The sequence below is a fragment of the Rhodanobacter ginsenosidimutans genome (assembly GCF_042655685.1).
GTDB lineage: Bacteria > Pseudomonadota > Gammaproteobacteria > Xanthomonadales > Rhodanobacteraceae > Rhodanobacter > Rhodanobacter ginsenosidimutans.
Window position 1 is genome coordinate 2,185,068 of record NZ_JBHSMM010000001.1, and the last position, 13,157, is coordinate 2,198,224.

The 13,157-nt window shown below is 62.4% G+C and carries 16 protein-coding genes; 5 read left to right on the forward strand and 11 right to left on the reverse strand.

All coding sequences use genetic code 11. The features are described from left to right. Positions 1–19: 19 nt before the first annotated feature. Positions 20–856: a helix-turn-helix transcriptional regulator gene (locus ACFPK0_RS09675; RefSeq protein WP_377340141.1), complete on the forward strand. Its 837-nt coding sequence runs from the start codon at positions 20–22 to the stop codon at positions 854–856. A 36-nt stretch (positions 857–892) separates the two neighbouring features. Here the strand turns inward: ACFPK0_RS09675 and ACFPK0_RS09680 are convergent, their stop codons facing one another. After that, positions 893–1,873 carry an aldo/keto reductase gene (locus tag ACFPK0_RS09680; RefSeq protein ID WP_377340143.1) on the reverse strand — a complete coding sequence of 327 codons (981 nt, stop codon included), beginning with the start codon at positions 1,871–1,873 and terminating at the stop codon, positions 893–895. Between the two features lie 395 nt (positions 1,874–2,268). Between ACFPK0_RS09680 and ACFPK0_RS09685 the strand changes: the two genes are divergently transcribed. Continuing rightward, the gene (locus tag ACFPK0_RS09685) at positions 2,269–3,306 is read left to right on the forward strand and encodes a glycosyltransferase family 2 protein (protein WP_377340145.1); all 1,038 of its coding nucleotides are present in this window, start codon (positions 2,269–2,271) and stop codon (positions 3,304–3,306) included. A 17-nt stretch (positions 3,307–3,323) separates the two neighbouring features. Here the strand turns inward: ACFPK0_RS09685 and ACFPK0_RS09690 are convergent, their stop codons facing one another. After that, a complete protein-coding gene (locus tag ACFPK0_RS09690; RefSeq protein ID WP_377340148.1) occupies positions 3,324–4,358 on the reverse strand; it encodes a Gfo/Idh/MocA family protein in 1,035 nt (344 codons plus the stop codon). 180 nt (positions 4,359–4,538) lie between these two features. Between ACFPK0_RS09690 and msrA the strand changes: the two genes are divergently transcribed. Continuing rightward, positions 4,539–5,249, forward strand: a complete 711-nt coding sequence (msrA, locus tag ACFPK0_RS09695; protein WP_377340150.1) for a peptide-methionine (S)-S-oxide reductase MsrA — start codon at positions 4,539–4,541, stop codon at positions 5,247–5,249. A 146-nt stretch (positions 5,250–5,395) separates the two neighbouring features. On the opposite strand, the gene ACFPK0_RS09700 is transcribed toward msrA, so the two are convergent. Further along, complete coding sequence (locus ACFPK0_RS09700; protein ID WP_056603226.1) at positions 5,396–5,782, reverse strand: carboxypeptidase-like regulatory domain-containing protein; 387 nt, start codon at positions 5,780–5,782, stop codon at positions 5,396–5,398. Between the two features lie 129 nt (positions 5,783–5,911). After that, complete coding sequence (locus tag ACFPK0_RS09705; protein ID WP_162247395.1) at positions 5,912–6,229, reverse strand: hypothetical protein; 318 nt, start codon at positions 6,227–6,229, stop codon at positions 5,912–5,914. 26 nt (positions 6,230–6,255) lie between these two features. Between ACFPK0_RS09705 and ACFPK0_RS09710 the strand changes: the two genes are divergently transcribed. Then, entirely contained in the window at positions 6,256–6,591 is a 336-nt protein-coding gene (locus ACFPK0_RS09710) for an Lrp/AsnC ligand binding domain-containing protein (RefSeq protein WP_377340153.1), read from the forward strand. 69 nt (positions 6,592–6,660) lie between these two features. On the opposite strand, the gene ACFPK0_RS09715 is transcribed toward ACFPK0_RS09710, so the two are convergent. The 3 genes from ACFPK0_RS09715 to ACFPK0_RS09725 all read right to left on the reverse strand — a co-directional run bounded on the left by ACFPK0_RS09715 (position 6,661) and on the right by ACFPK0_RS09725 (position 8,856). Continuing rightward, a complete protein-coding gene (locus ACFPK0_RS09715) occupies positions 6,661–7,776 on the reverse strand; it encodes an MFS transporter (protein WP_377340155.1) in 1,116 nt (371 codons plus the stop codon). 8 nt (positions 7,777–7,784) lie between these two features. Next, the gene (locus ACFPK0_RS09720; RefSeq protein WP_377340157.1) at positions 7,785–8,006 is read right to left on the reverse strand and encodes a hypothetical protein; all 222 of its coding nucleotides are present in this window, start codon (positions 8,004–8,006) and stop codon (positions 7,785–7,787) included. A 133-nt stretch (positions 8,007–8,139) separates the two neighbouring features. Then, positions 8,140–8,856 carry a PIN domain-containing protein gene (locus ACFPK0_RS09725; RefSeq protein ID WP_377340159.1) on the reverse strand — a complete coding sequence of 239 codons (717 nt, stop codon included), beginning with the start codon at positions 8,854–8,856 and terminating at the stop codon, positions 8,140–8,142. Positions 8,857–9,016: 160 nt separating this feature from the next. On the opposite strand from ACFPK0_RS09725, the gene ACFPK0_RS09730 reads away from it, so the two are divergent. Beyond that, complete coding sequence (locus ACFPK0_RS09730) at positions 9,017–9,205, forward strand: hypothetical protein (protein ID WP_377340161.1); 189 nt, start codon at positions 9,017–9,019, stop codon at positions 9,203–9,205. Positions 9,206–9,212: 7 nt separating this feature from the next. On the opposite strand, the gene ACFPK0_RS09735 is transcribed toward ACFPK0_RS09730, so the two are convergent. The 4 genes from ACFPK0_RS09735 to ACFPK0_RS09750 form a co-directional block, all read right to left on the reverse strand. Beyond that, positions 9,213–9,830: a Fic/DOC family protein gene (locus ACFPK0_RS09735; protein WP_377340163.1), complete on the reverse strand. Its 618-nt coding sequence runs from the start codon at positions 9,828–9,830 to the stop codon at positions 9,213–9,215. A 305-nt stretch (positions 9,831–10,135) separates the two neighbouring features. Next, a complete protein-coding gene (locus ACFPK0_RS09740) occupies positions 10,136–10,768 on the reverse strand; it encodes a hypothetical protein (protein ID WP_377340165.1) in 633 nt (210 codons plus the stop codon). A 61-nt stretch (positions 10,769–10,829) separates the two neighbouring features. Next, positions 10,830–11,729 carry a hypothetical protein gene (locus ACFPK0_RS09745; RefSeq protein WP_377340167.1) on the reverse strand — a complete coding sequence of 300 codons (900 nt, stop codon included), beginning with the start codon at positions 11,727–11,729 and terminating at the stop codon, positions 10,830–10,832. A gap of 210 nt (positions 11,730–11,939) precedes the next feature. Then, on the reverse strand, positions 11,940–12,980 hold the full coding sequence (locus ACFPK0_RS09750; protein ID WP_377340170.1) for a virulence RhuM family protein: 1,041 nt from the start codon (positions 12,978–12,980) through the stop codon (positions 11,940–11,942). Positions 12,981–13,157: the final 177 nt, after the last annotated feature.

Here is a 13,157-nt window from a genome sequence, read left to right on the forward strand (position 1 = left end):
AAAACCAACAGGAACGCCCATGCCCGCGACCACCGCCAATCATCTCGGCACCTATCTGAAGGATCGCCGCACCCGCCTCGACCCGGCGACCTTCGGCTTCGCGGGCGGACGTCGGCGCACGCCGGGCCTGCGCCGGGAAGAGGTCGCCCAGCGCGCCAACATCAGCCCCACCTGGTACACGTGGCTGGAACAGGGGCGCGGCGGCGCACCGTCGGCCGAGGTGCTGGGCCGCATCGCGGACGGGTTGATGCTGACCGAGTCCGAACGCGAGCATCTCTTCATGCTCGGCCTCGGTCATCCGCCCGGGGTTCGCTACAAGGCCACCGAGGGCGTGACGCCACGCCTGCAACGCGTGCTGAACGCGCTGGAGGCGAGCCCGGCGATCGTCAAGACCGCGCTGTGGGATGTGGTTGCCTGGAACCGCGCCGCGGCGGCGGTGCTTACCGACTACAGCAAACTGCCTCCGTCGGAGCGCAATATCCTGCGCCTGCTCTTTTCCGATTCACGGGTACGCGCCGCACAGCCGGACTGGCAACGGGTGGCCCGCTTCGTCGTGGGCGCCTTTCGTGCGGACGCGACCCGCGCCGGTGCGGGCGCGGAAATCGACCGGTTCGTGGACGAGATGTCCCGGCTCAGTCCCGAATTCGAAAAACTGTGGCTGGCCAACGACGTCCACGCCTATGGCGAAGGCGTGAAACGCCTGCGCCATGCGGAGCTGGGTCTGCTGGAACTCGAGTTCTCCGCCTTTGGCGTCGACGGGCGATCGGACCTGGGGATGATCGTGTTCAACCCGGTAAAGGCGAAAGATGCGCAGCGCTTGCGTGCCTACATCGAGGCCAAGGCGGCGTCGGCTTGAAGATGCGCATTCAAGCCGACAGCACCGGCTTCCCGATCAATAAGCGCCGCGAATATGCTGCGCCACCTCGTTGCGGTAGAACGCGGCCAGGTCGTCATGCAAGGTCTGCGGCAGTGACGGCAACGCGCTGACCTTGGCGTTTTCGCGCACCTGCTCGGCGCGGCTGGCGCCGGGGATGATCGTGGTGACGGCGGGATGGTCGAGGATCCAGCGCATGGCCATTTGCGCCGTGGTGTAACCCTCGGGCGTCTTCGCCGTGATCGCATCGGCAAGCTCGACACCTTTCTCGAACGGGATACCCGCAAAGGTTTCGCCCACGCTGAACGCCTGACCGTCCTTGTTGTAGTTGCGGTGATCCGTGCTGGCAAAGCGGGTGTTGCTGTTGTACTTGCCGCTCAGCATGCCGCTGGCCAGCGGAAGCCGCACGATGATGCCGATGTTCTTTTCCTGCGCCTTGGGCAACAGCTCGTCCAGCAACTTCTGCCGGAACACGTTGAAGATGACCTGCAGTGAGCTGACGTCGTCGTGCTGCGCGCAGACCAGGCCCTCTTCCACCGTCTCGACGCTGGCACCGAAGAACTTGATCAGCTTTTCCTGCTGCACGGTACGCAGCCAGTCGAAGATCTCGCCACGCTGCAGCAGCGCCAGCGGCACGCAATGCAGTTGCAGCAAGTCGACGCTGTCGCAACGCAGCCGATCCTGCGCGGTCCTGATCCGGTCGCGCAGACTGGTGAGCGAGTAGCCGTTCGGATAAGTATCCGCGGCGCGGCCGTATTTGGTGGCGATGAATGGGCGCGGCTTGCTCGCCGCCAGCCGCTCACCCAGAAAACGCTCGCTCGCCCCATCGCCGTACACATCGGCGGTGTCGAAGAAATTGATACCTGTTTCCTGCGCAGCGTCGATGATCCCGTCGACGGTGGCTTCGTTGATGGGGCCGAAATCGCCACCAAACTGCCAGCAGCCAAGGCCGACTTCGCTGACGGCAAAGCCGGTGTTTCCCAGTATCCGGGTTTTCATTTACGTCTCTCTCCTTTCCTGAAAAAAAGTCGCGAACGGCATTCTCGCCGATTCGTTGCATCTCGTGCCTGCCGCGCTCACGGACGGTCCGTGGACCGGGGCGCATCCATTTTGTGGTGATCCACCAGACCGTCTCACAGCGGCCGCCATATGTCGTTCGGCCACGTCGTTCTAGAGCTTAAGTCTGCGCGAACAAACACATTTTGCGATGTACGATCCGACGACGGCCGTACCTGAAGCTTCACATGACGGAGAGAAAAATCGGCGGATGCCGCTCTCCGGTCTCCGGGTGCGACCAAGCGTAAACGGGCGCTGCTCACGAACCTTCGCGTTCTACAGGTCGCCGGCGCGTGCCAATCGGCAGTGACGCGTCGAATTCCAACCAGGTACCTACGATGACGACGCACATGACGTCCGAGCCCACCACCGTCGAGAGCGCAGAGGCGCCATCATGCTGGTTGAGCGTCATCATCCCGACCCACAACCGCCGCGAACTCACGCTGCGCGCCGTCAACTCGATACTCGAACAGCATCACCCACGCCGCATCGAGATCATCGTTGTCGACGATGGGTCCACCGATGGCCTGGCTGATGCCATCCATCAACGCTATGCCGCCAACGACAGCGTTCGCGTCATCACCACTGCGCGCGAATACACCAACGCCGCGCGCAACACCGGCTTCAGGGCTTCGTGCGGTGAGCTCGTCTGCTTTCTGGACTCTGACGATCTGTGGTTGGCGCACACGCTGACGGTGGTCGAACAGATCTTTGCGGAACACCCGGAGCTGGCCTTTCTCAGCGTCGAGGGCAGCACCCTGCCTTCACCGACTCATCCCCTGATCTCACGTGTGGTGTCGGAAGACGCGCCCGGCTGGTCGCATGCCGGCTTCCACAGCGCCCCGCTCGTCCACCGGTCATTGACCCTGGATGGCCCGCAACGCCACGCCACCCTGCTCTACGGCGATTACTTCCCGGCGATCATCCGCGGCGATCTGTTTTTGCTGAGCGGCCTGATTATTCGCCGCGACGCCATCGTGCGCGCCGGGCCGTTCACCGAGCACTTCCGGTTCTACAACGACTGGGAATTCTTCGCCCGGATGTGCCTGCAAGGTGTCGGCGGCTATATCGACTATGACGGTTTCCGGCGCGATGCCGGGCGAGGGGACCAGATATCCAGGGCCCGCCCCGCCACCGCCATGCCGCGACGTCACGTGTACATTCTGCGAACGCTGGCGCGACGTTTTCCCGCGCGTTTGGCCGCCTATGCGAATCTGCACAAAGACGCTCTCAACGACGCGCAATACTGGATGGCCCGGTGCCTGCTGCACACGCACCACCGCCGTTTTGCCAAACGCCTGCTGATGCATTGCGTGCGCCAGCGTTACAAGGTGGCGCGCAGCCTGGCGCTGCTGGCCGTGGCCGACTTCATCTAGCCCCGCCAAGGCTTCTTTCACTCACCCTCGTAACGCATCCCGACCGCCCGGCGCCACGTATCAAGGGCGGCGATATTGCCGAGCGTGTCGTCCCACGTCATCGCCGGGACTTCGGTGGCACCGCTCGCGACAGCCTGGGCGACCGCGTCGGCTTCGTAGGTGTAGAGACCATGGGCAAGGTGGTCGATGGCGATTTTCTCCGGCGTGGTGTTGCCCCGCTTATGCAGCCAGATCACCTCGTCGTGGCCGCCCCGCCCGGGCAGGAACGGGGTGGGTACATCGATCCAGCCGTCGGTGCCGTAGATCTGCGCGGACTGGTCGTCGAGGATCGTGGTGCCGCAGGAAAGTTCGGCCAGCACGCCGCCGGGAAAGCTCGCCACGGCGGAAGCAAACTCATCGGTTTGCGCAACGGAGTGAATCCGACCCACCCCATGGAGGGCCGTCGGGTTGGCGAAAGTCCGCCCGCTGGCCTGGCCGGCGATGAGTCGTGCGAACGACATCGGATAGCAACCGACATCGAGAATCGCGCCGCCACCGAGGCCCTTGTTGAACAGGCGATGGCCCGGATCGAAGTCGGCGGTAAAATTGAACGACGCGCGGATCACCCGCACTTCACCCACGTGCCCTGCCCGCACCAGCTCCACGATTTTCAGCGTTTGCGGATGGAACCGGTACATGAAGGCTTCCATCAGCAACACGCCGTGTTCGCGCGCGGCCGCGATCATGCGCTGGGCATCGGTCAGGTTCAGCGCCAGCGGCTTTTCGCAGAGCACATGCTTGCCCGCGCGCGTGGCCTCGATCGCCCACTCGGCATGCCAGGGATGCAGCGTGCCAATGTAGACGGCCTGCACCTCGGGGTCGGCCAGCAGCGCTGCATAGCTGCCGTGGGCGCGGACACCATCGAACTCATTGGCAAAGGCCGCGGCATCGGCTTCATGCCGCGACGCCACGGCCACGAGGCGATTGTTGCGGGAGGATTGAAGATCGGTGGCGAATTTCCGGGCGATGTGCCCGGCGGACAGGATGCCCCATTGCAGCGGTGTCGTGGTCATGTGCAAACAGGAAACGAAGGAATCCGCAGCCTATCCCGCCGCGCAACCAATAGCCAAGGCGAGGCGTTCGACGAGGCTCCCCGAAGCACGCGTAACCACCGCGACCGCCGCGACGAATGACAGGTAACGGAGGTGCTCTGCCCGGAGCCGCCGCCTGACTCCCCGCCAGCGAGGTTCACCATGATTCGTCGCACTGCTTTTCGACTGGCTCCTTTTGCCGCCGCCGTAATGCTTGCCCTCAGCGCGTGCCAGAGCGCTTCCGCCGCCATCACCGCTACCCGCCGACCGGCTCCCACGGTCGACGCCAGCAAGACCACCGCGCCCGGTGAGGCGACCGCGGTCATCGCCGGTGGCTGTTTCTGGGGTGTGTCCTCGGTGTTCGAGCACGTCAAGGGCGTGCGCCAGGTCACCGCAGGCTACGCCGGCGGCAGCGCCGACACGGCCCGTTACAACATCGTCAGTGGAGGCGGCACCGGCCACGCCGAATCGGTGCAGGTGAAATACGACCCCAGCCAGATCACCTACGGCCAGCTACTGCAGGTGTTCTTCTCTGTGGCCTTCGACCCCACCGAATTGAATCGGCAAGGCCCGGACAGCGGCACGCAATACCGTTCGGTCATTTTCTACAACAGCCCCGAACAGAAGAAGATCGCTACCGACTACATCGCGCAGCTGACCGCGGCCAAGTCGTATGCCGCGCCCATCGTCACCCAGGTGGTGCCGCTGAAGCACTTCTATCGCGCCGAGGCCTATCACCAGCATTACGCCGAACGGCACCCGGACAATCTGTACATCATGTACAACGATGCGCCGATGGTCCGGCACCTGAAAGAGCTGTTCCCCGATGTCTATCAGGCGCCGCAGGCGATGGTGGAAGTGCAGCTGCACTGAGCTGCGCGGCAAACCCGCGCGCATGCTCGCGCGCGAGGTCGCTCGATTTTCCACGGCGCCCATCCCAACAGTCCATGCCAGTGAAAAGAGGCCCGGCGGCTCCCGGGCCTCTCCTCGTCACCAGGCGCACCTTGGTACGCCAGGACTCACTTCGTGGCGACAGGCTCGTCGCACTTGATCTCGCCGCACTTGAAATCCACTTCGATGCCGCGGCCCACCGTCACCGGTACGTTGAGATGCTTGGCCACAGGCTGATCATCCTGCTTCAGCGTGACCGTGTACCTGCCGGGCTGCAGTTGAGCCGCGGAGTAGCGGCCGTCCGCATCCGCCTTTACCGTGCGGCCGATACCCGTCGTATCGCTGTGCACCGTGATGCTGTAGCCCGCCGGCGCCTTGCCGAACACTTTGCCTGCCGTGGCCTGTGCGCTGGCGGTCGAGATACCGGCCACGGCGCACGCACCAACCACACCGGCCGAAGCCAGACCACGGGCGATGCGATGCAAGGCAGAACGGAACGAAAGAATGTTGTTCATGGATCATGTCCTAGGTTTGTGGGGGAGAAAAAAGCACGGGCGCACCAGGGGTTTGGCCACGGCTGTGAAACGGGACGGACGAGTCCGGCCCACGCCGGCGTGTAGCCGGTATGACGCGCGATCGACCGCCTACATCAGCAGCATGCTGCCGAGGGTCATCGTGCAAATCAGGACGCAGGCGCCGAACAGGCTCTGCAACAGCATGGTTTCGCGATTGAGGTTCATGGCGGCTCTCCATCGAATGAGGAATGAAGCTTTCAGGCTCGATATGGCAAACGTCGTGCCAACGCCAATACGCCTTGAAAACCGCGCTGCCACGCTGTTTTCGCCCATCGTCGAAAATGAATAGCCGTCCGCGGACACTTCCCCTGCGGACATCGGACACAGCGCCGCCAGGCGCGCAGCGATGCCAGCGTCGCCATGCCTGTTGCCAGGGCCGTCGGCCATGGTCCGAAAGCGCGCACTGTGTTCGGATGGAATCCGTTTCGCGCCGTTGCCCAGGTCTTCCAGGTATTCGCAGACACGCTGAAGTCGAACAATGGCGGCGCGTCGTCGTCGATCAACACCGGCACTTTGCCAGTGGATTGAGCGCGAACATTCATCGTTTCGGGCGGGCTGCTGTCGTTCTTCGCCGCACCGGCGATGACGACCATGTGCTGGTCGTGACTGCGCGGGACGTGGACGATTACGACGCGCTGATGCGACGCCTCGTCACCGCCAACGCCAACGTGAAACGCTTCCGCACGCGTGTGGCGCTGCACGCGGTCAAGCGCGGTCTGGCCGTGCCGGTAGACGCGCTGCCCGCCTGAGACACGCGCCGGTGCAGCAGGCTGGCCGGGTAGTTTTCACCGCGAAGCGCTACGTTCACTGGTTCGCGCCTACGCCAATGGTGCTGCTTCGGCCACTGCCATCGGCGCTTCCCGCACGCGCTTTACCGGCGCCGTCTCCGGCATCTGCGTGATGGCCAGCAAACCCACTGCCACCGCACCGATCATGTACCAGGCCGGCGCCAGCGCACTGCCGGTCAGCTGCGTGAGCCATGCCACCACGAACTGGGTGGAGCCGCCGAACACCGAGATCGCCACCGCATAGATCATCCCCAACCCGCCGGAGCGCACGTGGGCCGGCAACGATTCGGTCACAGCCACCAGCACGGTGCCGGTGGACAAGGTCGAGGCGATCGTCAGCACCGCCGTAATGCCGAACAGCGCGACGCTGGAACGCTCGCGCCCCAGCAACCAGAACGCGGGAAAGATCGCCAGCAGCAACACCACCCACGGCACCACCATCACCGGCTTGCGGCCGATGCGGTCGGACAGCCAGCCACTGAGCGGATCGCACACCAGCCCGCACAAACCCACCATCACCGTGGCACCCAGCGCCAGGCGCTCGGGCATGCCCAGCGTGACGCTGGCGTAGGTGGTCATGTAGTCGAGCACGTAATTGGTGGTGGTCGCGGCCGCCAGCATCGCCAAGCCCAGCAGGGCCACGCGTCGATAGCCGGGCATTCGCGGGCCGGATGATGGTGCCGCAGTCGCGGCCCGAGTGGCGGCAACATCCAGCGTCTCCACCAGGCTGCGTCGCATGAACCAGCCGAACGGCACGATCACCGCGCCCAGCCCCAGCGCCACGCGCCAGCCCCACGCATCCAGCGCCGCCGGGCTGAGCCAGTGTGCCAGCAGCACGCCCACCAACCCCGCCACCAGCACCGCCGCATCCGCACTCATCGCCTGCATCGAGATATAGAAGCCACGACGCATCAGCGGCGCCGCCTCCATCAGAAACGCCGTACTCGGCCCCACCTCCCCACCCAGCGCAAACCCCTGCAGCAACCGGAACCCCACCACCAACGCCGGTGCCCACAACCCGATGGCCTCATACGAAGGCGTCAGCGGCAACCCGATCACCGCGATGCCGATCAATCCGAACGACAGCAACATCGCCGGCTTGCGCCCGCGCCGGTCGCCCATCCGCCCGATCACCCACGCGCCCAACGGACGGGTCAGAAAGCCCGCACCAAACGTCGCCAGCGAAGCCAGCAGGCTGATCCCGGGTCGATCCGAGGGGAAAAACGTACGCCCGATCTGCGCGGCGAAAAGGCGTAGGTGATGAAGTCATAGAACTCCAGCGCATTGCCCAACGCCACCGCGACCACATGCCGCCGCGGCAACACACGCGCTGCAGGCGAATCGAGGCCTGCGGCCTCCGCAACATGATCGGTCATCGAATTGCCCCCGGCAGTCCACGCTGCGACTGGCGCAGCATCGGGCATGGGTGGCGGTCGACGCAATCGCGGATACGGCACGTTCCGCAGGGTGACAGGGTTTCCTTGTTCCGATCTGGCTTGCCCTACCCCCTCACAGCGTATAGGTCACCTTGGTACCGTTCACACCGATCTTCCTTGAGCCTTGAAGAGCCTCAACGATGGAGACGACTTCATCCGGCTTCAATGCAGGTTTGAACCAGGACTTCAGCGACGATCGAAGCGTATTCAGTGTCGCCGGCTTGGCGGTTTTCAGCCCCTTCAAACGCTTGATCACCTCAGCGACACGAGCCTCATTTGGCACGGCCGCAAGCTGCGTCTTTGCGGGTCCGCCATTTGCCTCGGGCAAGATCGTTACCACGACATTCTTTGCGGGCTTTGCTTTTGCTGCAACCGCCGCCTTCGCTGTTGCCTGCTTGACCGCAGGCGCTACCGTTGGGCCAGCCGACTTCACTGAACCACTGAACGATGCGGACCGATTGCAAGCAATCTTCAAACTGGCCAGATGCTTGACCAATGGGTCGAACCCAGTGTCCTTCGACACGATCGTGAACTTGGCATCCGGGTGAGATGCAGCCAGCCTGCCGATGTAAAACGCGATGTGAAAGTCCACCGCGTTGGGCCCGCTTCCTGAAATCTGCAGATACTCGACGTCTGTACCGAACGGTTGTAGGGCTCGCGACAGCGCGACCGGCACCTTGGACTGATTCTGACCAAGAAACATCATGATCCTGCAGCTCCCCGGCACCAGCGATCCGATCCCAGTCGGCTGGACATTCTCGAAATCGATCAGGAAGAATTGAAGGCCCAAGCTGTTCCCCGAAGCTTTGGATGCGTCGGCGAAGTGTAACCAATTGGGCGACTAACGCAGCCTGGAACGGCTCGCCTGGCTTGGGAAGGCACGTTCCGAATTGACCCGGGTTTCGATAAAATTCCGATTGCGCACAGACCCATCCGGTATAATGGATGCCATGAAGTCCGCCAAGCCGACCCTCGCCAACAGAAAGCCGCTCCGCGCCGCCAAAGCGCCCAGCCAGCAGGCTATCGTCCGTGCAGTAGCGAGCTCCACCGCGATCGAAACCGGCAAGAGCATCCGACAGATCGAAAAGTCTTTGCTCGGCAAGAATCCCAAGCTTCGCGGAATCGCATTGGCAAACTGACGCAGGTCTAGTTCACCAAAGCCGCTCCAACCAATCGCTGCATCGGCCCGTAGTCATTTGCCAAGCCGGCTTGAATGGCGCCGAAATACGCTGCCTTGTCTGCCTCCCACGCGCTGTAGTCGAGTGGCTCGCGCCCCGACTGCACCACCATGACGTCGGCCAAGAGACGCGACAGCCGTCCGTTCCCCTCACGAAACGGATGAATCAGGATGAATTCCACATGGGTCATGGCGATCGCTTCAATCAACGAAGCGTCATCGATGTCGTGGCAAGGCGTGAAACGCGCCAGGCACTCGTTTTCAAACACCGTCAACAGACGGGGAACCTGCGCTGCCGCGGCAAAATGGAAATCTCCCTTGCCCATGTTGACCGAGCGTTCCGCACCGGCCCAGCCGTACACATTGCCGAGCCAGCGTCGATGCCAGCTCTTCAAGTCCGCCACCTGCAAGCGTCGGTCAGGCAACGCCTCTACCAGCACCGCCTGGTAGAGCTGTTCCAGCAGCAACCATTCGATCTCGTCCATCTCGTCGGGATCGGTCACGCCCAGCTTGTTCTGCAGGACTTGATCGGCAGAACCGGGCTCGTAGCTGCCCTGAGCCCCACCGGCGTCATAACGGTTGCTCACGCAGATGCATCCTTTGCCAACGACCTTGTCCCTACATATTTGCAGGAATTCGCCCCAGCGGTGAAACCTTGAAGGCCACCCTCCAGGCGACTACGTCAAAGATGCCAGCATCTTAGCCAGTCAACAGAAATTGTCCCTGACACCTTTTCTCGGTAAGTAAATCTGACCCGTTCTTAACTACCTCCGCCCCGTTCTCGGAGTCCCAGCCGCGTGGAAGGCACGCCGCACATCACGGTGAATCGAAGCAGCGGTGCCGTTTGCGAGCTTGGTACGATCGGTGAATGACGGCGCAAACACGTTTGCGCTCAATCCCCAATCGGAAACAACGCGCTATGCAGACTGACCGGCACGCGGCGAGGCGGGACCTCGTCTGGCGAATCGACGCCCTGTTCGTCTTCGAACACTTCCTCGAACAGGTCCAGACAGTTCTCGCGCATGGCATCCTCAGCCAGATGCGGAATATCCGACGCGTCGAGCGCTGTGCGCAGGGCATCATGCAGTGATTTCCACCCGGGCGTGGCATGCTCTTGCGCTATCTCAATGTCGAGATATCCGCTGTCGCCACGAGGTTTCCACAGGTTGTAGTACATCCAGCGAGTCGGCACGATCCGCGACACGGCCAACCACAAGATCGGGAAATATCGGCCGTTTCCGGCGATCCATGCAAGCTTTTCCTCCTTTCCGAAAACCCGCCGGATGCCGCACCAGTCACGCTGACTCGGACCATCGGCTTCGGTGAAGGCAAAGCGCCACGTGCAACTCCTCGGCCCCGTCAGAGCATCAGATTCGCAACGCATGCCATGGGCAGCGCTGACGCCCTCAAGCCTAGCTGCCAAGGGGATCAGATGATCATTGCCAGCCAAAGCCGCGGGCTCAGGCGCCTCCACGTCACCCGACGGGTAAACCTCACGCAATCTGTTAATGATCCTGTCGTGCATCTTCTCCCTCCGCAACTTCAACTGAGTGGGTCGACAACGGATTCGCAAGATCGGGCCCGACTTACTTTCCAACCGCATGGAGTGAATCCGGCCCTGACGACTCGTCTCGTTCTGCAATCCACCGCTCAACCATCGGCGAGCGCAGCTCGCGCAGCTTTTCACCGAAGCCGATGTTCGTCGGGAGCCTGCAAGCGTTTTCGGCAAAGTCGCGTCGACGCTCCTCCTGGCTCCACGTATCCCAGTGGTCGCTCAGCCAGCGCCCCTGCCTCCGATCGGGCGGCCGTTGCATCGCGCGTTGCGTGAACTCCGCCAGCGAAGCCTTGCGCGGATAACCTGCATTCCGGTCATATGCGAGATCCAGCATTTCGGCCAGAAGCGCTTCAGCCTGCTCACGCGGCAACATCGCCACGTGATCCGCCAGCCTGCCGGGATCGGCTCCGTCCAGCACCAACGCCAACGTTTCACCCGTATCAAGGGACTCGTAGTCCAGCGGATCGTAACGGTCCGACTCCACGAAACCGCGGAAGGACGCATAAAATGACCGAACCATCTGTGTTTGATCCAGGCGCACGCGACACGCCCGCCCGGGCGACCTGTCGGTGCCGCTCCAATCGAGCACGAAAAAACCGTTGTCGCGGCCGTCGAAGACCCATCGCAGCTCGCCCTCCGGTCCTTCGCCATCCCAGCCAAACGCACACTCCCGGACACCGCAAACCACGGCTTCAAGCCAGCGCACCAAGTCGGTAAAAAAGCTGGAGACAGATGAGGATGTCCACGTTCGAATGACAACATCCTCCTGAATGTTGAGCTCAGGCTCGCCCTTCTCGAACTTGTCGTCGCACGGTGTCGCTACAACAGCATCACCGAACAATGAGAAATCGATGAAAATGTCACCGTTCCACGCGCGTGAATAAGCCACTCGCACGTAGCCATCCAGGTACTCGAAGAATGTTCCGGCCATGTCCTGCCTTTGGTCCAAGGCTTGCAGAGTAGCTTCGCGCTGTCGCATCGAGTGCGACAATCAGCGTGGACCAGGAGTTGCGGGCGCGCCCTTTGGTCAGCGGTCCAGATTTTGCAGCAACGCCTTGAGACCTGAGCGGCCGGTCTCCGCCGGCACGGGATTGGCGTCGCTGCAGCCAGCCGTGCTTTTCTAGAAGCCCATGAGCCCAGCCTAGTTTTCGTCGTGGTCTTGCTTATTGACCAACTGTTGTATCACGCGATCGAAGTCGCTTTCGAACAGACGATCCTGCACGATCCGGTATTTCTCGAACTCGCTTTGAGCGTGCAGCCTGGCGGCCTCGGCGGAAATCTTGCCGGCATCCTGCAGGATGTCGCGCTCGGTGAATGCGAGGAACGCATCGAGCCGGGTGGCCCAGTCTTCCATCGTCATCGGAATGTGGCGACGGGCGCGATCTTCGGCCAAGTCGAGGTAAGCGCTGACGATGCGCCCCAGGGCTTCGAGTTCATCGGAAGTCAGGTAGTTCTTGGCCACGGCCACATCGGTTCTGACGATCTTGCCGGCAGGAGCACTTTCCCAAGTGGTCAGGCCCATGTGCGGTTTGCCGCTGTCTGCGCGTTGCTGGATCAGCTCCGCAGCCGTCTGGCCATGGATGGCGAAGTGCAGTTTGTTCTGCACCTTGGCGAAAAAGGCTTTGGTGGTCGGCGCGTCCTTGTTGTAGTCGACCGCCGTCGCATAGATGTCGGTGACCTTCTGGTAGAACCGGCGCTCGCTGAGCCGGATCTCGCGGACCTCGGCCAGCAGCCGCTCGAAATAGTCCTTGCCCAGGAACGCGCCGTTTTCCATGCGCTTTCGGTCCAGCACATAGCCCTTGATGGCGAACTCGCGCAACACGCTGGTGGCCCACTGGCGAAACTGGGTCGCTCGCACCGAGTTGACCCGGTAGCCAACGGAGATGATCGCGTCGAGGTTGTAGAAATCGACATTACGGGCTACCTGCCGCTCGCCCTCCGCCTGAACTGTCCGGAATTTCCGGATAGTTGCTTCGCGCAGCAATTCCTCCGCGTCGTAGACGTTCTTCAGGTGTTCGCTCACGGTACGCACATCCACCGCAAAAAGCTCGGCCATCAGCCTTTGCGACAACCAGACGGTGTCGTCTTCGTAGCGCGCCTCGATGCTCCTCTCGCCAGCCTGGGCCGTAAAGATCAGGAACTCGGCGGTGCTGTTGCGAATCAGCTTTTTGTCGTCGTCCATCACTCCACCACCTTCAAAGTCACGAAGTGAACCTGACTCGATGTATAGACCTGAAGACTCATGTCGCCGCCTCCCGCGCTTGGCGGTACGTTGGAACTACCACGGTTTCAACGTCGCCCAGCGACAGGAGGCAGCCATGTCACTTTACGCAGCCATCGATTTGCATTCCAGCAACAG